This window comes from Nitrobacter sp. (assembly GCF_047149785.1).
Lineage (GTDB): Bacteria > Pseudomonadota > Alphaproteobacteria > Rhizobiales > Xanthobacteraceae > Nitrobacter.
Genome location: NZ_BAAGBE010000001.1, coordinates 336224 through 359945 on the forward strand (window position 1 = coordinate 336224; position 23722 = coordinate 359945).

18 protein-coding genes and 2 pseudogenes are annotated in these 23722 nt (G+C 63.1%); 8 read left to right on the top strand and 12 right to left on the bottom strand.

All coding sequences use genetic code 11. The features are described 5' to 3' along the window. Positions 1 to 6 precede the first annotated feature (6 nt). Positions 7 to 2178 (top strand): annotated as a pseudogene (locus tag ACMDCM_RS01505) (anthranilate synthase component I). 117 nt (positions 2179 to 2295) lie between these two features. Beyond that, positions 2296 to 2835, top strand: a complete 540-nt coding sequence (locus ACMDCM_RS01510; protein ID WP_412771912.1) for an adenine phosphoribosyltransferase — start codon at positions 2296 to 2298, stop codon at positions 2833 to 2835. A gap of 55 nt (positions 2836 to 2890) precedes the next feature. Here the strand turns inward: ACMDCM_RS01510 and ACMDCM_RS01515 are convergent, their stop codons facing one another. From ACMDCM_RS01515 to ACMDCM_RS01530, 4 genes and pseudogenes are all read right to left on the bottom strand, one after another. Beyond that, positions 2891 to 3283 (bottom strand): hypothetical protein, encoded by a 393-nt coding sequence (locus ACMDCM_RS01515; protein WP_412771913.1) that lies wholly within the window; start codon positions 3281 to 3283, stop codon positions 2891 to 2893. 26 nt (positions 3284 to 3309) lie between these two features. After that, on the bottom strand, positions 3310 to 3978 hold the full coding sequence (locus ACMDCM_RS01520) for a hypothetical protein (protein WP_412771914.1): 669 nt from the start codon (positions 3976 to 3978) through the stop codon (positions 3310 to 3312). 234 nt (positions 3979 to 4212) lie between these two features. After that, the gene (locus tag ACMDCM_RS01525) at positions 4213 to 4971 is read right to left on the bottom strand and encodes a P-loop NTPase family protein (protein ID WP_412771915.1); all 759 of its coding nucleotides are present in this window, start codon (positions 4969 to 4971) and stop codon (positions 4213 to 4215) included. A gap of 542 nt (positions 4972 to 5513) precedes the next feature. Further along, positions 5514 to 5859 (bottom strand): annotated as a pseudogene (locus tag ACMDCM_RS01530) (LemA family protein); the annotation flags it as partial. A gap of 258 nt (positions 5860 to 6117) precedes the next feature. On the opposite strand from ACMDCM_RS01530, the gene ACMDCM_RS01535 reads away from it, so the two are divergent. After that, positions 6118 to 6474, top strand: a complete 357-nt coding sequence (locus ACMDCM_RS01535; RefSeq protein ID WP_412774629.1) for a YbaN family protein — start codon at positions 6118 to 6120, stop codon at positions 6472 to 6474. Between the two features lie 8 nt (positions 6475 to 6482). Here the strand turns inward: ACMDCM_RS01535 and ACMDCM_RS01540 are convergent, their stop codons facing one another. The 6 genes from ACMDCM_RS01540 to ACMDCM_RS01565 all read right to left on the bottom strand — a co-directional run bounded on the left by ACMDCM_RS01540 (position 6483) and on the right by ACMDCM_RS01565 (position 16016). Further along, a complete protein-coding gene (locus ACMDCM_RS01540; protein ID WP_412771916.1) occupies positions 6483 to 7529 on the bottom strand; it encodes a small ribosomal subunit Rsm22 family protein in 1047 nt (348 codons plus the stop codon). A 289-nt stretch (positions 7530 to 7818) separates the two neighbouring features. Next, a complete protein-coding gene (locus ACMDCM_RS01545; protein WP_412771917.1) occupies positions 7819 to 8967 on the bottom strand; it encodes a WD40 repeat domain-containing protein in 1149 nt (382 codons plus the stop codon). A gap of 583 nt (positions 8968 to 9550) precedes the next feature. Next, a complete protein-coding gene (locus ACMDCM_RS01550) occupies positions 9551 to 9865 on the bottom strand; it encodes a hypothetical protein (protein ID WP_412771918.1) in 315 nt (104 codons plus the stop codon). A 992-nt stretch (positions 9866 to 10857) separates the two neighbouring features. Continuing rightward, a complete protein-coding gene (smc, locus tag ACMDCM_RS01555) occupies positions 10858 to 14364 on the bottom strand; it encodes a chromosome segregation protein SMC (protein WP_412771919.1) in 3507 nt (1168 codons plus the stop codon). A 399-nt stretch (positions 14365 to 14763) separates the two neighbouring features. Continuing rightward, positions 14764 to 15426: a DsbA family protein gene (locus ACMDCM_RS01560; RefSeq protein WP_412771920.1), complete on the bottom strand. Its 663-nt coding sequence runs from the start codon at positions 15424 to 15426 to the stop codon at positions 14764 to 14766. A 110-nt stretch (positions 15427 to 15536) separates the two neighbouring features. Beyond that, positions 15537 to 16016 carry a DUF721 domain-containing protein gene (locus ACMDCM_RS01565; protein WP_412771921.1) on the bottom strand — a complete coding sequence of 160 codons (480 nt, stop codon included), beginning with the start codon at positions 16014 to 16016 and terminating at the stop codon, positions 15537 to 15539. 197 nt (positions 16017 to 16213) lie between these two features. On the opposite strand from ACMDCM_RS01565, the gene mutY reads away from it, so the two are divergent. Continuing rightward, on the top strand, positions 16214 to 17419 hold the full coding sequence (gene mutY, locus ACMDCM_RS01570; protein ID WP_412771922.1) for an A/G-specific adenine glycosylase: 1206 nt from the start codon (positions 16214 to 16216) through the stop codon (positions 17417 to 17419). An 84-nt stretch (positions 17420 to 17503) separates the two neighbouring features. Here mutY and ACMDCM_RS01575 read toward each other — a convergent pair whose 3' ends face one another. Then, positions 17504 to 18190 carry a glutathione S-transferase family protein gene (locus ACMDCM_RS01575; protein WP_412771923.1) on the bottom strand — a complete coding sequence of 229 codons (687 nt, stop codon included), beginning with the start codon at positions 18188 to 18190 and terminating at the stop codon, positions 17504 to 17506. A 167-nt stretch (positions 18191 to 18357) separates the two neighbouring features. Further along, entirely contained in the window at positions 18358 to 19488 is a 1131-nt protein-coding gene (locus ACMDCM_RS01580) for a site-specific DNA-methyltransferase (RefSeq protein WP_412771924.1), read from the bottom strand. Positions 19489 to 19998: 510 nt separating this feature from the next. Here ACMDCM_RS01580 and ypfJ point away from each other — a divergent pair. From ypfJ to ACMDCM_RS01600, 4 genes are all read left to right on the top strand, one after another. After that, positions 19999 to 20922 (top strand): KPN_02809 family neutral zinc metallopeptidase, encoded by a 924-nt coding sequence (gene ypfJ, locus ACMDCM_RS01585; protein WP_412771925.1) that lies wholly within the window; start codon positions 19999 to 20001, stop codon positions 20920 to 20922. 125 nt (positions 20923 to 21047) lie between these two features. After that, the gene (gene moaB, locus ACMDCM_RS01590) at positions 21048 to 21611 is read left to right on the top strand and encodes a molybdenum cofactor biosynthesis protein B (RefSeq protein ID WP_412771926.1); all 564 of its coding nucleotides are present in this window, start codon (positions 21048 to 21050) and stop codon (positions 21609 to 21611) included. A gap of 72 nt (positions 21612 to 21683) precedes the next feature. Beyond that, a complete protein-coding gene (locus tag ACMDCM_RS01595) occupies positions 21684 to 22847 on the top strand; it encodes a PA0069 family radical SAM protein (protein WP_412771927.1) in 1164 nt (387 codons plus the stop codon). A gap of 112 nt (positions 22848 to 22959) precedes the next feature. After that, the gene (locus ACMDCM_RS01600; RefSeq protein ID WP_412771928.1) at positions 22960 to 23691 is read left to right on the top strand and encodes a ribonuclease HII; all 732 of its coding nucleotides are present in this window, start codon (positions 22960 to 22962) and stop codon (positions 23689 to 23691) included. Positions 23692 to 23722: the final 31 nt, after the last annotated feature.

The following is a 23722-nucleotide window of genomic DNA, read 5'->3' on the forward strand; positions in this document are numbered from 1 at the left end:
GACTCCATGAACAGGACCGTCTTTTCCCTTCCCGCGCAGAGCGAGTACGCGACCGCCGGCGGTCTCGCCGTCAGCCGGTCGATCGAGCATTTTACCGGCGGCAGGCGGCTCGACGACCTGATCGACCTGCTCGACCGCCGCCGTGGCCTGGTGCTGTCGTCGGGCACCACGGTGCCGGGACGCTATGAGAGTTTCGATCTCGGTTTTGCCGATCCGCCGCTCAGGATCGAAACCACGGGTCTGAATTTTTCCATTGAGGCCACCAATGCCCGCGGCGAGGTGCTGATCGCCTTTCTGGGCGAGGCCGTGAGCGAACCCTGCGCCGTCATCACCGAACGCACCGCGCTCCGCATCGCCGGCCACATCCTGCGCGGCGATGCGCCGGTGGAGGAGGATCAGCGCACCCGGCGCGCCAGCGTGATGTCGCTGGTGCGCGCGCTGGTGGCGGCGTTCGCATCAGACGCCGATCCCATGCTCGGGCTCTACGGCGCGTTTGCCTACGACCTCGTGTTCCAGATGGAAGACCTAGTGCGGAAGCGCGCGCGCGAAGCCGACCAGCGTGACATCGTGTTGTTCGTCCCCGATCGCCTGCTCGCCTACGACCGCGCCACCGGCCGCGGCGTCGTACTGTCCTACGATTTCGCGTGGAACGGCCGTTCGACCGCGGGCCTGCCGCACGACACGCCCGAAAGCGTCTACGCCAGGACGGGACGGCAGGGTTTCACCGACCACGCTCCCGGCGAATATCAGGCCACGGTGGAGACGGCGCGCGCCGCGTTCGCGCGCGGCGATCTGTTCGAAGCGGTGCCCGGGCAGTTGTTCGCCGAACCCTGCGAACGCTCGCCGGCCGAGGTGTTTCAGCGGCTGTGCCGGATCAATCCGTCACCCTATGGCGGGCTGGTCAATCTCGGCGATGGTGAATTCCTGGTTTCCGCTTCGCCGGAGATGTTCGTGCGCAGCGATGGCCGCCGGATCGAGACCTGTCCGATCTCCGGCACCATTGCGCGGGGAGCCGACGCCATCGGCGACGCCGAGCAGATCCGCGAGCTGCTCAACTCGCAGAAGGATGAGTTCGAGCTCAACATGTGCACCGACGTCGATCGCAACGACAAGGCGCGCATTTGCATGCCGGGAACGATCAAGGTGCTGGCGCGACGCCAGATCGAGACCTACTCAAAACTGTTTCACACCGTCGATCACGTCGAGGGCATTTTGCGGCCCGGCTTCGACGCGCTCGATGCGTTTCTCACCCACGCCTGGGCGGTGACGGTGACCGGCGCGCCCAAGAAGTGGGCGATGCAGTTCGTCGAGGACAACGAACGCTCGGCGCGGCGCTGGTACGCCGGCGCGTTCGGCGTCGTCGGGTTCGACGGCTCGATCAACACCGGTCTCACCATCCGCACCATCCGCATGAAGGACGGGCTCGCCGAGGTGCGCGTCGGCGCGACCTGCCTGTTCGACAGCAAGCCGGAGCTTGAGGACCGCGAGTGCCAGACCAAGGCGGCCGCGCTGTTCCAGGCGCTGCGCGGCGATGCGCCCAAGCCGCTCTCGGCGGTGGCTCCGGATGCGACCGGCTCCGGCAAGCGCGTGCTGCTGATCGATCACGACGACAGTTTCGTGCACATGCTGGCGGATTATTTCCGTCAGGTCGGCGCGCGCGTCACCGTGGTGCGCTATGTCCACGCGCAGGACATGCTGAACACGCAGACCTACGACCTGCTGGTGCTGTCGCCCGGTCCCGGCCGGCCCGAGGATTTCGGCATGGCCAAAACCATCGGCACCGCGCTGGAGAAGAAACTGCCGGTGTTCGGCGTCTGCCTCGGCGTGCAGGGAATCGGCGAGTATTTCGGCGGCCGGCTCGGCACGGCCGTCCCTCACGCGTGCAGAATCGCGGCGGACGCTTGATGCGCAATGGGCAGGTTGTTGCGAAACCTGCCCAACGAGATCGTGATCGGCCGCTATCATTCGCTCTATGTCGAGCGTGAGGGCATGCCCGACGTGCTGGAGGTGACGGCGACCACCGACGACGGCGTGCCGATGGCGATCGAGCACAGGACGCTGCCGGTCGGCGGCGTGCAGTTCCACCCTGAATCGCTGATGTCGCTCGGCGGCGAGGTCGGCCTGCGTATCGTGGAGAATGCGTTCCGGCTGGGGAGAGGGTGGCGCAACGCTAAATGACGTCATACGCGGGCTTGACCCGCGTATCCATCTTACCCAAAAGACGATGGATTGCCGGATCAAGTCCGGCAATGACACAGCAGATCAATCTCCCCTTGTTTCTCCGAGAGTAATTGCATGACCTTCGAAGACGATCTGCAAGCTTCCGTTCGCACGATTCCGGATTATCCGAAGCCGGGGATCATGTTCCGCGACATCACCACGCTGCTCGGCGACGCGCGCGCGTTCCGCCGCGCGGTCGATCTGCTGGTGCATCCATGGGCCGGCTCGAAGATCGACAAGGTCGCAGGCATCGAGGCGCGCGGCTTCATCCTTGGCGGCGCTGTGGCGCATCAGGTTTCCGCGGGCTTCGTGCCGATCCGCAAGAAGGGCAAGCTGCCGCACCAGACCGTGCGGATGGCCTACGCGCTCGAATACGGCACCGATGAAATGGAAATGCACGTCGATGCCATCGCGAAGGACGAGCGCGTCATTCTGGTCGACGACCTGATCGCTACTGGCGGCACGGCGGAGGGCGCGGTGAAGCTGCTGCGCCAGATCGGCGCCAATGTGGTCGCGGCCTGCTTCATCATCGACCTGCCGGACCTCGGCGGCGCCGCCAAGCTGCGCGCGATGGACGTTCCGGTGCGGACGCTGATGGCGTTCGGCGGGCATTGAATTCTTCGTCCTCGCCTGAACGGAATTATATACTTGACAAGTAGACCCTTCGGAATCAGCCACCCAAAGACATTTCCGAATGTATCTTGTACAACTTCAACAATGCCCTGATGCGTTCGGATGAACACCCGTTCTTGGTAATTTCACCTTTTACCGCAGCTTGTGTGGTGTTCTGAGCGGCAACTATTTTTGCCGACAAATCAGCGTCGCTCAAAGTTTGATTGCGCTCTTTTAGCGCTTGAATCGCCCTTATCGTAACGGCTTGGAGATTTGACAGGAATTTGGATTCTGTCGCCTTGTCCGCCGCATTGCAGCCTAGAGCAGCGACGCGACTGGCGAGGAAGTTTGAGTAAATTTGTACGATATCAACGCGTCCTCGTCCCAAGGACGCGGATAGAATGCAGAAAAACCCAAACACTGCCGCAAATGCTAAGACTGCTTTTTTCATATTCCGCTACTCCACGACAGAGTTCTTCATTCCCGCTGCCGCGCCAGTTGCTGCTCGATCTCGCGGAAACTGAAATAGTTGGTGCGGATCCACTGATGCAGTTCGGTGGACGTATCCTTTTCCGTTCGCAGGTAGTCGGTGAAGGAGAAGGTGAGGCGGTCGATGTAGCTCTTGAGGAACGCCGGGAGCGCTGCGATGCGCATCGTCCCACTGTGCATGAAGGTCTCGGGCAGGTCTCCGCGCAAGACGAATTCGTTGTCGACCGTGATGATCGCGCGGGGCGGCAGCGTTGCCCGTAGCGTTCCGAAGCCGCGCGCGGACACGCGATCGCTGTCGGCCACGAACAGGACGACCGGCGCCACGTCGCTCCGGACGGATTCCTTGACGAAACCGATTTCCTCGATCATCCGGAAGAATTCGTCGAAGGCGTGGTAGCCGAGGTCGATCACCTTGGCGAGTCCGTCATTAACGATCAGCCGATCCATCAGCGCCATCTTGCCGAAGGTGTCGTCGATGTCGGCGGTCTCGGTGAGACGCGGCAGGTAGTCGACCAGCGAAGGTTCCTTCTGGTTGACGTCGAAGGCAAGGACGTCGCCCCGCTGCAGGCGCAGAAACTCGCTGAGCTGCCGCGCGATCAGTGTCTTGCCGACCTGCGGGCGTGGCGAGCAAATGATATAGACGGGCGTTCGGGGCATGACTGACATACCGGAGAGACGGTCCCGATCTAGCAGGATGTCGAAAAACTCTCCACCGCCATTCTCGATACGCGAGTGCCAGCCGAGGACGTCGCTTGGCGGCGATCCGGAATTTCGAACTCTAATCGATAGTCGGGATGACCCGGCGTGCAATTGCGCATCCGAAGCTTGCGCTGTCGACGCGAATGCAAGGCATTCGTCGCCGGGCACGTCTCGGAATAACGGAACGGCCAGTTACTTGTTCGAGGAACGGGAACTGCCCTTCTCCTTCGAGGCAACGATGTCGGTGAGCTTGATGCGGTCGAACTCGCTCCAGACGTTGGCGAGCCAGTGGCGGACGTAGCCGCGCAGGACGAACGAGTAGTTCGCGGCCTCGTTCTTCTGTCCCTTGTTGGCCACGAACTTGAGGAACGGCACCGAGGATACCTCGACCTGCTCGTAGGCCATCTCGTTGAGCTTCGGGATGGTGATCTCGGTCGCGTCCTTGATCTTGCGGAAGTAGGCGTTGTAGGTCGCCTGATCCCATTCGAAGAAGCTCGTGTTGTTGATGAAGTTCTTCACCAGGAAATATTTGGCGCCGGACATGAAGTTCGCGGTCTCCGCGATCTCGTCGAGCGAGGCGATCGAGGGACCGAGGATATGGAATACCGCGAAGGTGATCTGCCCGGACTTTGCCGCATCGAGAAAACCGATGTCGCGGAGTGATGCCAGCGCAGGCGACATCAGCCCGGCGCGGACGTCGATCACGGTGACGCTGGCTTTGGCCGTGTTCAGCGTGTCGAAGATCTTCATCTGATCCGCGGTCGCTGTCATGTCGACGATCTCGGTGATGTCAGGATGGAAGCGCCTCAGTGTGCCGCGCGGCGATTCGGTGTCGAACGCGCGGGTGGGCACGTTGTTGGCGTTGAAATAGTCGAGCACGGTGCGCGAGACCGTGGTCTTGCCGACCCCGCCCTTGTCCGCGCCGACCACAATCACTGCTGGCTTCGCCATGAGACCCCTTTGAGCAAGCTGAAAGCCGGAAACCGCGCATGGTCGCGCGGACGGCATGTCCCCGATGTTTGCTTGGGGAGCGACCATGGCAGAAACGAGGGAGATTTCAATTCGATATGTTCAATCCGGCAAAATTCCTTAAGGGTTGAGCGGCCGCAGTCGCCGGATCCGGATGAGGAAAAGCGCGTGGCGGTTCCGCCCGCGTCGTGATCCGGTGCGCTGTGCAAGCCGGAACCGGCTTGGAAACGGCCGGGATCGGGGTGGTCGCCCCAGGGACCGGGGAGCCGGCGAAGGCGCGGTGGCCGGCGTCGCGGGGCCGCTTCATGGTCCTGGCGGGAAATCCTGCCCGCCCCGGTTGGTTTTGTGTCGACCGCATCGCGCTCCTGCTGAAATATGCGGAATCGGGCCGGGATCGTGGCCGCCGGCATATGTCACCGGCGCGCGCACCCGCGTCTCGATCGGCGGATGAGTGGCGAACGGATCGGCGAACCATGGCGCGGCTTGTCGGCGCACATTTCCATTACGGCCGAGGTCGCGCGCGGCAGTTTGCCGGCGAGCTGCTGGAAGTTGGCGTTGGCCTTGAGATCGGGATAGGCCTCCGACAGCGCGATCAAGCCGGGCGCGTTCTTGGCCGCGCCGACCTGCGCCGGACCCTGCGCCGACATCGCCACGTTGCGCGCCGTGACGACATCGTCCAGCGTCCCGCACGGCATACCTTCACGGTTTCGACGAGGTTCGGGATCAGGTCGTGACGCTGTTGATCTGCACGTCGATGTCGGCGAAGGCCTGGCCGACGCGCTGGCTGAGTGCGACCAGCCGTTTATAAGCGACAAGCGCGAACAAGGCGATGACGACAATGACGCCGAGAATGATCCAGCCGGACGACATGGGGGGAGCGCTCCTGAATAAGACGGGCGAGGCCTCTACCGTAGACGAAATGAGGTGCGAACAGCAGGAACCGCCGGGAAGGGCATCTCTTGTCTTGGAAAAGCCTTAGAGAAGTTCAAGTTGCCCGGTCCTTTGTTCTATGAAAGCATGAACCTTGCAGGACTTTTGATGGCGGACCAGGACGGCGAGGGAATGATCGCGGACGAGCAGTCTTTCGGCGCAGCGCGCGCCGTCGATCCGCGCGCCGCCACGCCGCGGATGATACGCTATGTCTTTCTGGTGCTGGGTATCGGGTTCGTCGCGCTCGGCTTTATCGGCGCGTTCCTGCCGGTGCTGCCGACGACGCCGTTCCTGATTCTGGCCGCCGCCTGTTTCGCGCGTTCATCGCCCCGACTGGAAAATTGGCTGTTGCGGCATCCGCGTTTCGGCCCGCTTTTGCGCGGCTGGCGCGAGCGTGGCGCGATCCCGGTCAAAGCCAAGCTGATGGCGCTGGGCGGCACGGCGCTCGGCTTCGTGCTGTTGTGGCTCGGCAGCCATCCGGGGCCATGGCTCATGGCGGCGGTGGCGCTCATCATGCTGACCGGGCTGGCCTACGTTTTTACACGTCCGTCATAGCTCGGGGGCTACGGCTCGCTCGGAACGATGGTGTCGCCCCAACTGATCCGGCGCAGACGGGCGTAGGCGGCCTTGTCGCGGCGGGGAAACGTCGCGAAGCTGGCGCTGCCGTCCGGCCGGCACAGTTTGATCCGCATTCCGGCCTTGCCGACGAGCGGCGGCGCCAGCACCCGCGGCAGACGTTGCCGGGCGGGCGTTCGCGCCAGCGCGATGTAGCTGAATTTCTCATCCTCGAAAGGAAGCTCCGCGCCCTTGAGGTGCTTGTGGGCGCGCGATCGCGGCAGCCGCTGCACGAAATGGCACCAGTCCGGCGCGGCTTTTTGTTTTGACGCGTTTTCTTCATGCGAAACGGTGCCAATTTCGCTTGAAAGCGCTATGAGCGGGCAGGCTGCGTCGTGCGGGCAGGGCGCGAGGATATGCGCGCCTTGCGCCACGAGCCGGCGGCGCAGGTCGAGAATGCGCCGGTAGCCGGCGTGCGTGCCGGGTTCGACGACCAGCAGCGTGTCGCGAGTCGCCGCCCACATGAGGTCGGCGAGTGCGGATTGCCGGTCGGCATTCATTTCGCCGATGACATAGCTTGCGACCACGAGATCGGCGCCCGCCGGCTTGTCGCGAAGTCCGGTCGACGCTTCGCTCTGTGCGTAGCGAAGCGCAGAGAGGCGTGAGTCGCCGCGCATAAGGTCGAGCGCGAGGGTGCGCAGCGCTGGATTGGCGTCGACAGCCGAGAACTCGTTGAGGGAATCGAACGTCTGCGCCGCCGCCCATGTCGCGGTGCCCGGTCCGGCGCCGACATCGAGCAGGTTTTGTGGTGCGAATTCCGGACGAATCTCACGGAGCGCATTGAGGCTGGCGACGACGGCCGCATAGGTCGCGGGCATCCGCGCCAGCGCGTAGGCGAGCGCGTCGGATTCACTCCGGATCGCAACCGAGCCGCCGCCGCGGCGATAGGTTTGCGAGATCGTCGCCGCGCGGACAGCGGCATCGCTGCGGGAGAGGCCGTGCGTCTCGCGATCGAGTGCGGCGCGCAGCGCGGCTGGAAGGGCAGGCGGGGTCATTTCAGAACAGACGCTATCTGTTATCTGCTATATGAAAATCGTCATGCCCGGACAGGTTTCGAGGAAGCCGACACTTGCTGTCTGTGGAGATTTGGGACCTATCATCTTGCAGGCACCTTGGGGACACCGCCTTATAGCACCAGATCAGTCAAAGTCAGCAAGCTTCGCAGCTTTTCATCAATCTCCAATGCCTCCATGACTTGATTGCGGTAGTAATGGACTCCAACATTGCCACTAGCGTTACAGTAGTCCGATGATGATGGCATTGTGACTTCTCATGACTAGCTTTTCATTCACTTACTTTAAAGATCTTGAGCCCGCTCCCCGTAGCTACTGCTAGTTCGCGTCCGCTTGGAGAGAACGCAGTTACATAGACGGATACAGGTCCGAACTGTTTGGTCTCCACAATCTCGCCGTTTGACGAATCGAGAATAGCCAGCGTGCGATCGCTTATGATCGCGGCTATGTATTTGCCCGCAGGACTCCAACTTAGGCTCTTCACAGAACCCGATTGTGAAGCTGCCTCTTTCGCTAAGTGATGTGTCGCAGTCTGCCAGAGTTTGATGGACGAATACTTCAGGCTCGCAGGAAGGGTGGAGCCTACGAGTGCGCCCGTCGCAATGTGCGAGCCGTCAGGGCTAAAGATGACCGCATCGACACCAATCTTCGATGATTGGTCGTAGGCAAAAAATTCTTCAGAAGACGGGTCGCGCGCGTTAGCAAACACTCTGACCAAACCATTTATATATCCGATTGCCAGTCCGTTGTTATTGGACGAGAATGCAAGCGACGAAGCTGTATTTTTTCTGGGGCTAGAAATAAAGATTGCGATTTCCGATGTTACCCGATCGAAGACTGTCACGGGAGAACCATAATCAGCAGTCGAAAAGGCAATTAGGTTTCCTTTCGGTGACAGACTAAATTTTGCTAGCCGATTCTTTCGAACCTCCGCGTGCCCTGCTGGACCCTCAATTCTCTCGATGACTTTCGAGGCCGATACATCCCAAAGATCGATTGTGTATTGATTGTCATTGCGGGATGCCATTGAAGCTGGCGTAAACAAACGCGTACCGCCCGCTGCAAACGCGATAGACGGACCCACATACTGGCTATCGTTGACAAAGAAACTATGGAGTTTCTGGCAATCATGGCTATCCCAAACCGTTACTTGCGTCCCATATGCGCTGTACCCAGCTATCAAACTTCCGTCGTCCGACCAGCCCACCCCCGTAACTTCCAGCGCAGGGGCAGTAGTCTGACCTGAAGCGGGCTGGCAAGTCCTGACTTCTCTCAACGAAAAGTGTTTCAGGTTGCTACTTCTCGCCGACAAGCGAGTATCTCCAAGGCCTGTCGTCAAAACTAAAATAGCCCCGCCTATCCGCAAGGACAGTCCAAAAGACTTTCGTATGGGAAAGCGGTTCCACAATGCCTTCATCATTCGCATTCACCCGCCAAGGCTAGAGCCTATTCAAAGAAAGTTGTGACGTTTCCTGCATACCGAACAATGACAACTCGCAAATATTACCCGCAGAATTGTTGGTGACGTGAAATTACCCGGCCCGTAATAGTCGCATAGACTAGGCTTGCGCACCTACCAACTCTGGTAGTGTTTGGAGACAAATTTGTGTGGGATGGGCTTTCCCGTCGACGCTCCTGGTGGAGTCCTCGTGGCCGCGTGGGTTTGGCCAACGAAAAATGCCAAAGCGACGGTCGACGCACTCGGACGTTGCGAGCTGCGCTTCCAGACTTACCCGCATATTTGTGAACTGCGTTGATAAGCTCCTGATTGGCGGTAGCACCGAATACGCCTTGATTGTTGATTATTTCGAGGGCGTCGGTCGCATACCCGCGGATCTCTGTCTGTGAACTATAGTAGAGGTTGATATAATTGAGGGCATTTTGCGTGTCTCCCGCTTGCAACGCAGCGTTGGCTCCATCGATATAGCTCTGCAAGGGTGACACCTGTTCAGATGTATATCCTGGCGTTGGAACATCCATGGATTGCGATGATGTTGATCCGATCATTTCCTAACGAAGGACATGACAAGAGCGCGTAGCTTTTCGTCGATGTCTGCCGCCTCGAGGAGATGATCACGACTGAAATTGTAGGTGACGCCGACATTATCACCGAGCGTCTCGCTCACTCTGCAAGACGGGTACTTCACGATGTTGAGGTCGTTCTGATTGTTGCAGGTAAACAGCAGCAGACCGTGAGGCGTGTTCGTCGTATAAATCTCATGGGGTACGTTGAAAGGCCGCTTGTAGAGCCGATATTTTCCACCGATCAATGTGAAGTCGTCCTCTGCGGACTTGGACGTCTGCAGATAAAATCTCAACAGATCCTCCGCTGAGCGCGGTGTGAATCTATACTGGACGAGCGCTCTTAACTGATCGTGCCACCCGATGAGATCGAGCGCGGGTGCCGTAGTTGGCGTTCTGGGCAGCAAACCAGGGAGCAGAACATAAAGCGTGAAAGAAGCGTTCGAGCTTCCATGGTTCGGCTTTGTTACGGCAATGAGATAATTGCGCGGGATTTCGTACTCTATGTCGCCAAATAGAACAACGACGGGTGCTCCGTCGAAGGACGGATGGTGATGAAGTGCCCGGTGAATTGTAGACTGATTAGTAACGTCGCGGTCGTATGCGTGTGCTGCAACCAAAAAGATCGGAATCAGCGCTAGAGTAACCGCAAGACAGAGCTGATTTGCCCGAAAGCGCGCGGCCTGCCTCGATGGCTTATTCGGAAGTGCAACGTTTGGATGAAAATATGTGCTATTGTGTGAGCTGCTTTGGTAAATTAGACGTCGACTGAAACGTATAAAGTCAAAAAATTTTAAGCTCTCGGAACTTAAGAGGCGAGCCACGCAAGAGATTGTTGTGTGTAAGCTCGCACCTATTCGGACCGAAGAGGCAATTGAGTTCTCGCGTAGAAAATAAATCATAGATCGCTAGTCCTATGGCGCTCGTAACCAGCGTCAAACCCATCTCGTGCATCGCCAGGATTTGACGGCTATTGATGTCGCTTGAACCGCTCCAGGCCGGAGGGTGGCCGGAAAGGGAAAGCGCGAGTCTGGAACGCAGCGGGGCTCCACAGCGCCAGACCGGCAGATTGCCAAGAAGCGGCATCGCGGAAAGCCCGAACGGCTGCGCTCCAGTATCATGCCCGCATCCTGGTCGCGAATTTGATCGCTGACCACCGATCGACTGCGGCACTTCGAGAAGGGACGTATTGGCCTTGGTCCGGGCCAGTGTCCGATGCGCGACGTAGCCGTCGATCGGGCCATTGCCTTGTCTGAGAGTGCCGACTCTTCCCCTCAAGGAGAGGGTATCACGCCACGTTCTGATCGAGGATCTTCACCGCGTTTTCAAGGTCGACCGACACCAGTTGCGAGACGCCGCGCTCGGCCATGGTCACGCCGAACAGCCGGTTCATCCGCGCCATGGTGATCGGATTGTGCGTGATGATGATGAAGCGCGTCTCGGTGGACCCGGTCATCTCGTGCAGCAGGTTGCAGAAGCGTTCGACGTTGTGGTCGTCGAGCGGCGCGTCGACTTCGTCCAGCACGCAGATCGGCGACGGGTTGGTGAGGAACACCGCGAAGATCAGCGCCAGCGCGGTCAGCGCCTGCTCGCCGCCCGAGAGCAGCGACAGCGTCTGCGGTTTCTTGCCGGGCGGTTTGGCGATGATCTCGAGGCCGGCTTCGAGCGGATCGTCGCTCTCGATCAGGTGCAGCGCCGCCTCGCCGCCGCCGAACAGCTCGGTGAACAGCCGCTTGAAGTGAGTGTTGACGGTTTCGAACGAGGTCAAAAGCCGCTCGCGCGCCTCGCGGTTGAGGCTCTGGATGCCGGTGCGCAGCTTCTTGATGGCTTCGACGAGGTCGTCGCGCTCGGTGGTGAGCGAGGTGTGCTGGGTCTCGACCTCGCGCAGTTCCTCCTCGGCGCGCAGGTTGACGGCGCCGAGACGGTCGCGATCGCGGCGCAGCTTTTCCAGCTCCGCCTCGATCTCCGGCAGCGGCGGCAGGTCAACCCCGTCCTGAATTTCGGCCAGAGAGGCCACCGCACCGGGCTCGACCTCGAGCATGTCGCGGATTTCCCGTTCGGTATCCTCCAGACGCCGCTTGCTGCCGTCCATGCGTTCCTCGGCGCGGGCGGTGGCCTCTCGCGCGCTCGACAGCGCCTCCAGCGAGATTTTCGCGGTGCGATCGGTGTCCGCCATCGCGGCCTCGGCGGCGGCGAGCGCATCGGCCGCGTCGCGACGGTCCTTCTCGGCGTGCTCGATCTCGCTGATGACGGCGCTGCGCTTCTCGGCGAACAGGGTCGGCGCATTCTCGAGCTCGGCGCGCTCGGCCTTCACGTCGGTGACGCGCGCTTCGACGGTCGCGATCTGCGAGGCCGCGCTCTGCTTGCGGGTCTGCCATTCGTTACGTTCGGCCGATATCGCCAGCAGGCGGCGGTCCGCAAGCTCGGCTTCGCGCGCCAGCGCCTGCGCTTCGGCGCGCACCTGCGCCGCAAGCCGGCGATGGCCATCGATCTCGGTCCGCACCTCGCCGAGCTTTGTTTCGGTATCGAGGCTCGGCGGCAACTCGCCAAGCGCGGCGGTGGCGGCTTCATGGGCGGCGGCGACTTCCGTGCGGTCGCTGGTCAGGCGGTTGTGCGCCTCCGTCAGCGCCGAGCGGCGCGCCGCATGGCGATTGATCTCGCGCTCGGCACTCGCATGGCGTTCGCGCGCGGCGTCGGCCTCACGCTGCGCCGCGCGCCACGCATTGCGCGCCTCGCTCTCGCCTGAGGCGGCAGCGGTGACGACGTGAGCGGCGGCGGCGACCGCCTGCTGGGCCGTCTCCAGCGCCTGTCGCCGCTCGGCAACTTCGGCGCGCGCGCGCTCGATCTCGCTCTCGATATCGGCAAGACGCGCGCGCTCGGCGAGGCGGCGCGCGGCCCCGGTCGGCGCATGGGCCGCGGTCACGAAGCCGTCCCAGCGCCAGACGTCGCCTTCGAGCGACACCAGCCGCTGGCCGGTTTTCAAATGCGCGACCAGCTCCGAGCCGCGCTCCCTGGCGACGACGCCGATCTGGGCCAGGCGCCGCGCCAGCTCAGGCGGCGCCTGCACATGGGCCGCAAGCGATTCAATACCCCCGGGCAACGCCGGGTCCTCGGCTGTCACGGCCGCGCCGGTCCAGCGCATCGGCGCGGACTGGTCCACCGGTGCGTCGAGGTCGTCGCCGAGCACGGCGCCGATCGCCTTCTCATAGCCCTTGTCGACGCTGATGCCGTCGATGATCGGCGGCCACAGGTTCTTGCTTTCGCCATTCAGGATCTTGGCGATGGTCTTGGCTTCGGTCTCGAGCCGCTGGGCCCGCTTGTCGGCCTCCTGCAACGGCCCGCGCGCCGCTTCGACGCCGGAGCGGGCGGCTTCGAGCTGCCCTCGCGCGGCGGCATGTTCGGCCTCGCGCTCGCGGCTCAGGCTTTCCGATTGCGCAAGCGCCTGCTGTGCGCGCTCGATCGCTGCGCTCAGCGCATCGAGATCGCCGAAGCCGCTGGTCTGTTGCGCCAGCGCCTCGGTCTCGCGCTGCACGTCCGCGATCTGCTGATCGATGCGCGCCAGACGATCGCGATGGGTGCGCACGTTCGATTCAAGCTGGTTGCGCTTCGCGGTAAGGTCGGCCAGCGCGCGGGTCAATTCCGCGAACGTGGCCTCTGTCGCGGCAAGCGTTGCTTCCGCCTGCGCCACCCGCTCGTCGACACCGCTGCGGGTCTCGACGCGTGACTTGATCTCCTCCTTCAGCTCGGTGTCCTCGGCGTCGAGCCGCCGCAAGGCGTCCTCGGCATCGGAGGATTGCCGCTGCTCGCGCTCGATGTCGGATGCAAGCTGCGTCAGCCGGCGATCGAGTTCGGCGGCGCGCTCCTTCGCGCGCTCCTCCTCGCGGTCGAGGGCTTCGCGCGCGCTGGTGAGGCGCTGCAGTCCGGCGGCGGCGCGGGCTTCCGCCTCGCGCAGCGCCGGCAATTCGGATGCGCGCTCCGCCTGGAGGCGGGCGGCTTCCGCCTGCTCGCGGGTGCGTTCGGCCAGTTCGCGGACGTTCAAATCGTGAATTCTGGCGGCTTCCGTCACCTCGGACTGGGCGTCCAGCCAGCGCAGGTGAAACAGCATGGCCTCGGCCTTGCGCACTTTCGCCGCGACGTCGCGATAGCGGATCGCTTGCCGCGCCTGCTTCTTGAGCCCCTCCATCTGGCCGGCGAGCTGGCCGATCACGTCCTCGACGCGGGTGAGATTGGTCTCCGCCGCCTTCAGCCGCAATTCGGCTTCATGACGGCGCGCATGCAGGCCGGCGACGCCGGCGGCGTCCTCCAGCACGCGGCGGCGCTGTTCGGGCTTGGCCTGGATGATCTCGCCGATCTTGCCCTGGTGAACCAGCGCCGGGGAGCGCGCGCCGGTGGCGGCGTCGGCGAACAGGATCTGCACGTCGCGGGCGCGAACGTCGCGGCCGTTGATGCGATAGACCGAGCCGGCCTCGCGCTCGATCCGGCGCGAGATCTCCAGTGTCTCGGAATCGTTGACGGCCGCAGGCGCGGAGCGATCGGTGTTGTCGATCGTCATCACCACTTCGGCGTGGTTGCGCGCCGGGCGGTTGCCCGAGCCTGCGAAGATCACCGCGTCCATGTCGGCGGCGCGCAGCGACTTGTACGACGTCTCGCCCATCGCCCAGCGCAGCGCTTCGACCAGGTTGGACTTGCCGCAGCCGTTCGGACCGACCACGCCGGTGAGACCCGGCTCGATCACGAAATCGGTGGGCTCGACGAACGACTTGAATCCGTGAAGGCGAAGGCGCGTGAGTTTCATGGGCACTCTGCTGTGCTGGCAAGACGCGAATCAGCCCACAGTGACAATACCATATGCAGTATTGACGCAGCCCCTGAGTCGCACCCCGCGGACACCCGACAATGACGAGGGCGCCGCGTCCCGGCAACCACCGGGACCGGCTTTTCCAGAGGCTTTTGCGGGAGTTAGGCAGAATATCGGTTGGTCGCGCGGGGCAGTTGCGGAAAAGTTCCCGAGCACCCTCTGCGCTGGTCTGAACGCGGCGGGGCAGCCAATACGAAAAATCGTCATACTCCGCGAAGGCGGAGTATCTGATATTCCGGACTGGCTCAGAACCCTCTCGCGGTTGCCTTGATTGCTGGATCGTCCGCTTTCGCGGACGATGACGCCTCCGGGGTACCGCGCCGAACGGGCAGTGCTTCAGCGTTTCAACAGCGGGTCGATCTTCGCCTTGAATTCCTCGAACGAGGTCTCGCCCTTCACCATCTCGCCATTGATGAAGAACGTCGGCGTCGAATTCACCTTCAGAACCTCGTTGGCGTATTTCTGGTCGGCCGCGATCTTGTCGAGCAGGGCCTGATCCTTCAAGCAGGTTTCGACTTCCTGTCCGCTGAGGCCGGCCTGCTTGCCGATCTGCTTGAGCGATTCCGTGGTCTTGGATCCGGTCCAGACATCCTGCGACTTGAACAGCGTGTCGATGACGGCGAAGTATTTTCCCGCGTCGTCCTTGGCGATGCAGCGGGCCAGCATCGAGCCGGCCGCCGCCTTGATGTCGAGCGGAAACTCGCGGAACACGTAGCGGACCTTGTTGGTGTCGATGTATTCCGCCTTGATCTTCGGGAACACGCTTTCAGCAAAGCGCGCGCAGTGCGGACAGGTCATCGACGCGTATTCGGTGATGGTGACGGCGGCATCCTTGGGGCCGAGCGCCATGTCCGGCAGCGAGACCGGTTTGGCGACGTCGGCGGCGGTGACGCTCTGGGCCATGGCCTCGCCGATCAGGCGCCAGGGCGAGAGACCTGCGAAGGCGGCGAGTCCGCTCAGCGAGAGGGCGGCATTGAAGGCGCGGCGCGTGATGATCAAGGGTTTTGCTCCCGAAACGGCGCATGGGCGCCTGAAAACACGTTTGTTCGCTAACTCGAAACCAGAATTGTGGCAATGCCGCGCCGGCGGCGGCCGGCGCGCCGACGGCGTCAATTTCGTTTGATCGAAGCGCCGAGCCGCGCCAGCGCCGCGCGCAGACCGTCGTCGTCGATCGATGACAACGTCCCGGCGACGCTGGCGATCTCCGCCTCGTCCGGCGGGCAGGCTGCCTTTCGCGGAGGCTTGCGTGACAACGGCGCCTGCCGCAAGGCCAGTCGGCCGACCGCGTTCCAGCCGAGGAAGCGGTTGACCCGTTGCAGGATGACCTCGGAGGCGTGCTGGACTTCCAGCGCTAGGGGACCTTCGACCCGCAGCACAAGCGTCGCCGGTCGCTCCGGCTGTCCTTCGACGGGGCGAGGCCACTGGATTTTCATCGGTTCGGAATGCGCTGCGATCTCGGGTCCGGCGATCTCCGCCCATCGCGTCACCAGTTCGCGCGTTGCAAATCCCTGCCGCGCATAGGCGTCGGAAAAGACATCGCCGAGCAGCGCGGACAACGGCTTGGCCGAAATCGGACCGGGCTTGGACATCCGCGCTTTATAGCATGTCGGCATCTGTTTGGGACACGATTGACGTTTGGGTCGCAATCGACGTTATGTCGTCGTCATGGCCGGATTTATTCCGGCCATCCACGTCTTTTGCGGCAATTTACAAAAAAAGACGTGGATGCCCGGCACGAGGCCGGGCATGACGTGGAGAGGTTGATTCCATCGACGAGAATGGCGCGATGGCAGGGGCGGCAACGGCGATACGTAACACGCACGAGATGCAAGGCGGAGACGGCAACCGTCCCGCGCGGCTGCTCGCCTGGTACGACCGGAACCGCCGCCGCCTGCCATGGCGTGCACTGCCGGGAGAAGCCGCAGACCCTTATCGGGTCTGGCTGTCGGAGATCATGCTGCAGCAGACCACGGTGAAGGCGGTCGGGCCGTACTTCGAAAAGTTCCTGGCGCGCTGGCCGGACATTGATGCGATGGCGACTGCGTCGCTCGACGATGTCTTTCGGATGTGGGCCGGGCTCGGCTATTACTCGCGCGCGCGCAATCTTCACGCCTGTGCCGTGGCGGTGCGGCGCGATCATGGCGGCGCATTTCCCGATACGGAAGAGGGCTTGCGCGCGCTACCGGGGATCGGCGCCTACACGGCGGCGGCGATCGCTGCGATCGCGTTCGGCCGCCACACCATGCCGGTGGACGGCAACATCGAGCGCGTGGTGTCGCGATTGTTCGCGGTTGGGGAGCCGTTGCCGAAGGCGAAGCCGCGCATCCGGGACCTTGCGGCGACGCTGCTCGGCGAGAGTCGCTCCGGCGACGGCAAGAGCCGCGCTGGAGATTCCGCACAGGCGCTGATGGATCTCGGCGCCACCATCTGCACGTCGAAGAAGCCGGCCTGCGCGCTGTGTCCGCTGGGCGATGATTGTATCGCACGGCTGCGCGGCGACCAGGAGACCTTTCCGCGCAAGACGCCGAAGAAGGCGGGCGAGTTGCGGCGCGGCGCGGCTTTCGTGGTGACGCGCGGCGATGACCTGCTGGTCCGGACGCGGCCGACAAAAGGCCTGCTCGGCGGCATGACGGAAGTGCCGACATCGGACTGGCTCGCCGCGCAGGATGATGCGGCCGCACGCAAGCAGGCACCGCTAATCGGCGCCGCGCGCTGGCGGCGCAAGACCGGCACGGTCACGCATGTCTTCACGCATTTTCCGCTGGAGCTTGCGGTCTATACCGCGACCGCGACCGCGCGCACCCGCGCGCCCGAGGGCATGCGCTGGACGCCGATCGCGACGCTGAAGGATGAAGCCTTTCCCAACCTGATGCGCAAGGTCATTGCGCATGGGTTGGAACATGATCCCGATCCGAAGGGCCGCGCCAGCGCAAAGCGGGAACCGGTTTTCGGACAAGATCATACTCAATCAAAAGCGCGCGAAAAAATCTGACGTCGTCGCCGTCTCGTCGCGCCGCGTAAGCAAAAGGCCCTCCGGCGTGCGCCGAAGGGCCTCGTTGCCGAAGATGAAAGCCGATCAGGCTACCTTGGTCGTCATGTGGCGGTAGAGGAAGCCCTTGGCTTCGTCGTCGTTCTCGGTCTTGAAGGTGAACTTGTCCTTCAGCGCGATCGCTCTCGTCGCGGCCGGGCGCGCCGACACCTCGTCGAGCAGCCGCTTGAAGTTCGGATATTTGGCGACGGCGCTTTCGCCGATCACGCGCGGCGCCATGCGCGCCCAGCCCCAGAACGCCATGTCGGCGATGGTGTAAGTGTCGCCGACCATGTAGCGGCTATTGGCGAGATGATCGTCGAGAACCTTGTAGTGACGATGCGCCTCGAACAGATAGCGGTTGACGGCGTAGTCCATGCCTTTCGGCGCATAGTCCTTGAAATGGATGGCCTGGCCGCCATAGGGCCCGAGGCCGCTGGCGATGAACATCAGCCACGACAAGAGTTGCGCGCGATTGGTGGGCGTGTTGGCCGGCATGAACTTGCCGGTCTTTTCGCCGAGATAAAGCAGGATGGCATTGCTGTCGAACACGAACACGCCGTCGTCGTCGATCGCCGGCACCTTGCCGTTCGGGTTCACCTTCAGGAATTCCGGCTTGAACTGGTCGCCCTTGCGGGTATCGACCGGCACCAGTTCGAAGGGCAGGCCGGTTTCTTCCAGGAACAGCGCGACCTTGTTCGGGTTCGGCGCGCCGTTGAAATAGAACTTGAGCATCAAAAAATCCTCTGTTTGGTCTTGAACTGAATGGGGACGCGGGCGGATCGCCGCGATGGGCCATTCCATGCTCGGATTTTTCGAACGATGCAACGGGCGAGTTTTGTCGGCGGCCGGGCGTTCGCCGCCCAGCCGTCCGCCGTCGGTTTGAAAGGCGATGGGGTGGCTCAGTCGGCGGCCATCCGGCTGCGGATTTCGGCGCGCAGCTCGTCGATCAGCCTGAGACCCTTGCTGGTTTCGATGTGCCAGTAGGTCCAGCCGTTGCACGCGCCCGCGCCTTGCGCCACCGCGCCGATGCGGTGGATCGACCCCACCTTGTCGCCGAGCATGATGGCGCCGTCGGCGCGCACCAGCGCGCCGTGACGCTTCTTCGCATCGACGAGTTTCGCGCCGGGCGAGATCATGCCGCGCTCGATCAGTTCGGAGAACGCGACGCGCGGCGCCTGGCGCGCGGTCATGAACGGAGCCAGCGTGGCTTCGGGCAGCGGTTCGACGGCCGCGATGCGTTGCTCGGCGGCGGCGGCGTAGGTCCGGTCGCGCTCGAACCCGATGTAGCTGCGGCCGAGACGCCTGGCGACGGCTCCGGTGGTGCCGGTGCCGTTGAACGGATCGATCACGAGGTCGCCCGGCCTGGACGACGACAACAAGACCCGCGCCAGCAAACCTTCCGGCTTCTGGGTCGGATGCACTTTCTTGCCGTCCTTGCCCTTCAGCCGCTCGTCGCCGGTGCACAGCGGAATCAGCCAGTCCGAGCGCGCCTGCACGTCCTCGTTGGCGGCTTTCAGCGCCTCGTAATTGAAGGTGTAGCCCTTGGCGTTCTCGTCGCGCGCCGCCCAGATCATGGTTTCATGCGCGTTGGTGAAGCGGCGGCCGCGGAAATTCGGCATCGGATTGGTCTTGCGCCAGACGATGTCGTTGAGGATCCAGAAGCCGAGGTCCTGCATGATCGCGCCGACGCGGAAGATGTTGTGATAGGAGCCGATCACCCAGATCGTCGCTTGAGGCTTCATGATGCGGCGGCAGGCGAGCAGCCAGGCGCGCGTGAAGTCATCATATGCGGCGAAAGACGAGAACTTGTCCCAGTCGTCGTTCACGGCATCGACGTGCGATTCGTCGGGCCGCTTGAGATCGCCCTTGAGCTGCAGATTGTAGGGGGGATCCGCGAAAACCAGATCGACCGATCCGGATGGAAGCTTCGACATCCCGGCGACGCAGTCGCCAACGACAATACGCGAAGCGGGAGAGTCAAATTTGGTGCGGGGCGCCTTTGCAGACGCCCCGCGACGCGACACGACCATGACTCACATACTCTGACTCAGGCGACGCTGTCGGCGACGCGGGACCAAACAACCGACTGGCGCTACAGTGACCTGCCAAAGTAAAAATCGACTTAATTGCAGATGCCTTTCGTTGATTGCAGACGCGTTTTCGCCACGTGGCGCGCAGAGCTTCGCAACGTGATGCGCAGAACCGATATCGTTTTCACTTATGTGCGCGTTGCGGTCGCGGTCTTCGTCGTCAACATCGTTGGACCGTACGTTGCGTGACGCTCAGACTGAGCGACGAGAAACAGGAGCGGCGGAGGCGTCGCCACCGGGGTTTTCGCAGCCCGCCGCGCTATCATGCGCGAACGCCGCGGTTCGGACTCGTTTCGATGGTCCGATAGATCGGTGAGGCGAACGTCCCAACCTGAACGGCACTAGGCAATTATTGCCGGGCAGGCTATTGATTAACGAAGGGGAAATTTTACGTTGGTGTCGCCGGGTCGCGGCGATGTCACGACCGGTCGGACACGAGGACGGGACGCCATGCGTGATGACGATTTTCGCCACAGCGACAACATCGACGACCGTCGTGACAGCAGCGGGTTGGGCGGAGGCGGCGGATTTGGATTCCCGATGCGAGGCGGCCTCGGTATCGGCACCATTCTCGTCCTCGGCCTGGTCGGCTATGCGTTCGGCATCGATCCGCGCATCCTGATCGGCGGCGCGGAAATCCTGACCGGCGGCGGCTCGGCGCCAAGCTATCAGACCGACAGCCGCCCATCGGGCAAAACCGGTGCGCCGTCGGATGAAATGGGCAGCATGATCTCCGGCGTGCTCGGCGAGATCGACGATCGCTGGAGCGAAATCTTCAGGGCCAGCGGGCAGAGCTATTCGGGACCGCGCATCGTGCTGTTCCGCAACGCCACCAACGGCGGCCGTTGCGGCATGGCGCAGTCGGCGATGGGCCCGTTCTATTGCCCGCCGGACCGGCAGATATTCCTCGACACCAGCTTCTTCAAACAGGTCGAAACGCGCTTCCACGGCTGCTCGGGCAATGCCTGCAGGTTCACCGCGGCCTATATCATCGCGCACGAGGCCGGACACCACATCCAGAACCTGCTCGGCATCCTGCCGAAGGTGACGCGATTGCAGCAACAGGCCGGCAGCAAGGCCGAGGCGAACGCGCTGCAGGTCAAGGTTGAACTGCAGGCGGATTGCCTCTCCGGCGTCTGGGTGAACCGCGAGGAGAGGAAACGTCCGAACTTTCTCGAGGCAGGCGACATCGATGCCGCTCTGACGACGGCTTCAGCAATCGGCGACGACACGCTGCAACGAAAGGCGACCGGCCATGTGGTGCCGGACTCGTTCACGCACGGCTCGGCGGCGCAGCGCAAGCGCTGGTTCATGACCGGCTACCAGCAGGGCACCGTGCAGGCCTGCAATACCTTCGCCGCGGATAGTTTGTGAGTTAGAAGCCGCCATGCCATGATGGTCGTGGCCGGGCGCGTCCCGGCTCTCCAAGTCTTTTTCGTCGGGAAGGTGTTGAAGACATGGATGCCCGGCGCAAGGCCGGGCATGACGGGAGTTCCGCCATGCCGTCCATCGACGAGACAAAACCATTCATCCCGCTCAATATCGCGGTGCTGACGGTATCCGACACGCGCTCGCTCGCCGATGACAAGTCGGGTACGACGCTGGCGGAGCGGTTGACGGCGGCCGGTCACAAGCTCGGCGCCCGCGAGATCGTCACCGACGACGTCGAGGCGATCCGCGCCGTCATCAAAAGATGGATCGCCGACGCGGGCATCGATGTCGTCATCACCACCGGCGGGACCGGGTTCACCGGGCGTGACGTCACCCCCGAGGCCGTCGAGCCGCTGTTCGAGAAGCGGATGGACGGTTTCTCGGTCGCCTTCCACATGATGAGCCACGCCAAGATCGGCACCTCGACCGTTCAGAGCCGCGCCACCGCCGGCACCGCGGGCTCCACCTTCATCTTCTGCCTGCCCGGCTCGCCGGGAGCCTGCCGCGACGGCTGGGACGGCATCCTCGCGCCCCAGCTCGATTACCGCACGCGTCCCTGCAATTTCGTCGAGATCATGCCGAGGCTCGATGAACACCTGCGCCGCCCGAAGGCCAAGGGGGCCTCGGCCTGACGGCGCGCAACGGCCGGGGATCGTGGAGATTTTGTTCTTGATTTGTTCTGAATGCATGTTATTTGTCCATGCATGAGCAGAGCGTCTTCTCTTGCCCGCAGGCATTCGCCGGTCACGCCGCCCCCCGGACCGGCGGACGCCGCGCCTCCCTTCGCCGAGCTCGAGGTCGCGATCGATCGCGAGCGGAGGAGGGGGCGCGGCGCGCAGTCCAATGCCAGCGGCCGATACGAGATCGAAGCGCGCACCGCCTTTGACGACGGCTGGCGGAGTCTCGACGAACTGCCGCCGTTCAAGACCACGGTCGCGATCGACACCGCGCGAAAAGTCATCACCCGGAACGACTCGCCCGACATCGGCTTCGACCGCTCGATCAACCCCTATCGGGGTTGCGAGCACGGTTGCGTCTATTGTTTTGCACGGCCGACCCATGCCTATCTCGGCCTTTCGCCGGGGCTGGATTTCGAATCGAAGCTGTATGCGAAGCCGGACGCCCCCGCCTTGCTGGAGAAGGAACTGGCGGCGGACGGCTACGAGCCGAAGATGATCGCGATCGGAACCAACACCGATCCCTACCAGCCGGTCGAACGCGACCGGAAGATCATGCGCGGCATTCTCGAAGTGCTGGAGCGTGCGTCGCATCCGGTCGGCATCGTGACGAAATCGGCGCTGGTGACGCGGGACATCGACATCCTGTCGCGCATGGCGAAGCGCAGCCTGGCAAAGGTTGCGATCTCGGTGACCTCGCTCGATCCCAGGCTGGCGCGCACGATGGAGCCGCGCGCATCGACGCCAATGAGGCGGCTGGAGGCGCTGCGGATGCTGTCGGAGGCCGGCATTCCGACCACGGTAATGGTGGCCCCTGTGATTCCGGCGCTGAACGACTGCGAGATCGAGCGGATCCTCGATGCCGCGGCCCATGCCGGCGTGAGGGAGGCGAACTATGTGTTGCTGCGCCTGCCGCTCGAGGTGCGCGACCTGTTCCGCGAATGGCTGATGGCGAACTACCCCGATCGCTACCGCCATGTCTTCACGCTGATCCGCGACATGCGCAACGGCCGCGACTACGATTCGCAATGGGGCGCGCGGATGAAGGGCTCCGGGCCAATGGCCTGGATGATCGGCCGCCGCTTCGAGATCGCTTGTGAAAAACTCGGTCTCAACAAAAAGCGTTCAAAACTGACGACGGACCATTTTGCAAAACCCAGACGCTGCGGACGGCAGTTGAGCCTGTTTTAGGGCATGGCCGCCGTTCGTCGCGTGGCCATGCCCGGCAATGAGGCCCCGGAATAGCGGGCATGGCGTCCGGTTCCCGGTTGCGCCGGCGGGTTGGTTTTCGCACCATCGCCGAATGATTCGGGATCCGTCCAGGGACAAGCCGGGAAGATCGAGCGTTGTCGCGCGGCCGAGCTTTCGGCGCGAGCGCACGCTCGTCAAGCGTGGCGTGTGGCCGGTCGCCGGTTGCGACGAGGTCGGGCGCGGGCCGCTGGCGGGACCGGTGGTCGCCGCCGCGGTGGTGCTCGATCCGAAACGAATCCCGAAAGGCATCGACGATTCCAAGCGCCTGACGGCGGCGCGGCGGGAGGAGCTGTTCGAGGAGATCACCGCGACCGCGTCTTTCGCGGTGGCCTGTGCATCGACCGCGCGGATCGACCGCGACAATATCCTGCGCGCGTCGCTGTGGGCGCTGGCGCGCGCGGTCCATGCGCTGCCGGACATGCCGCAGCATGTGTTCGTCGACGGCCGCGACCGGATCGAGATCGCTTGCGCGTGCGAGCCGGTGATCGGCGGCGACGGCCTGGTATTGTCGATCGCGGCCGCCTCGATCGTCGCCAAGGTCACGCGCGACCGGCTGATGTGCAAGCTGGCGCAGGACTGCCCCGGCTACGGCTTTGAGTCTCACAAAGGCTACGCGGTCCCCGAGCATCTCGCGGCGCTCGACCGTCTGGGGCCGAGTCCGCATCATCGCAGCTTCTTCGCGCCGGTCGTGGCGGCGCGCGAACGCCACCGCGCATCACCGATCCGGGAAAGCGTCCCTGCGAGTGAAACATCGGCCGGGATATCGATCGAAGCGGCAATCTGAGACGATCCGATTTGTCGGGCCGGTTGCCTAG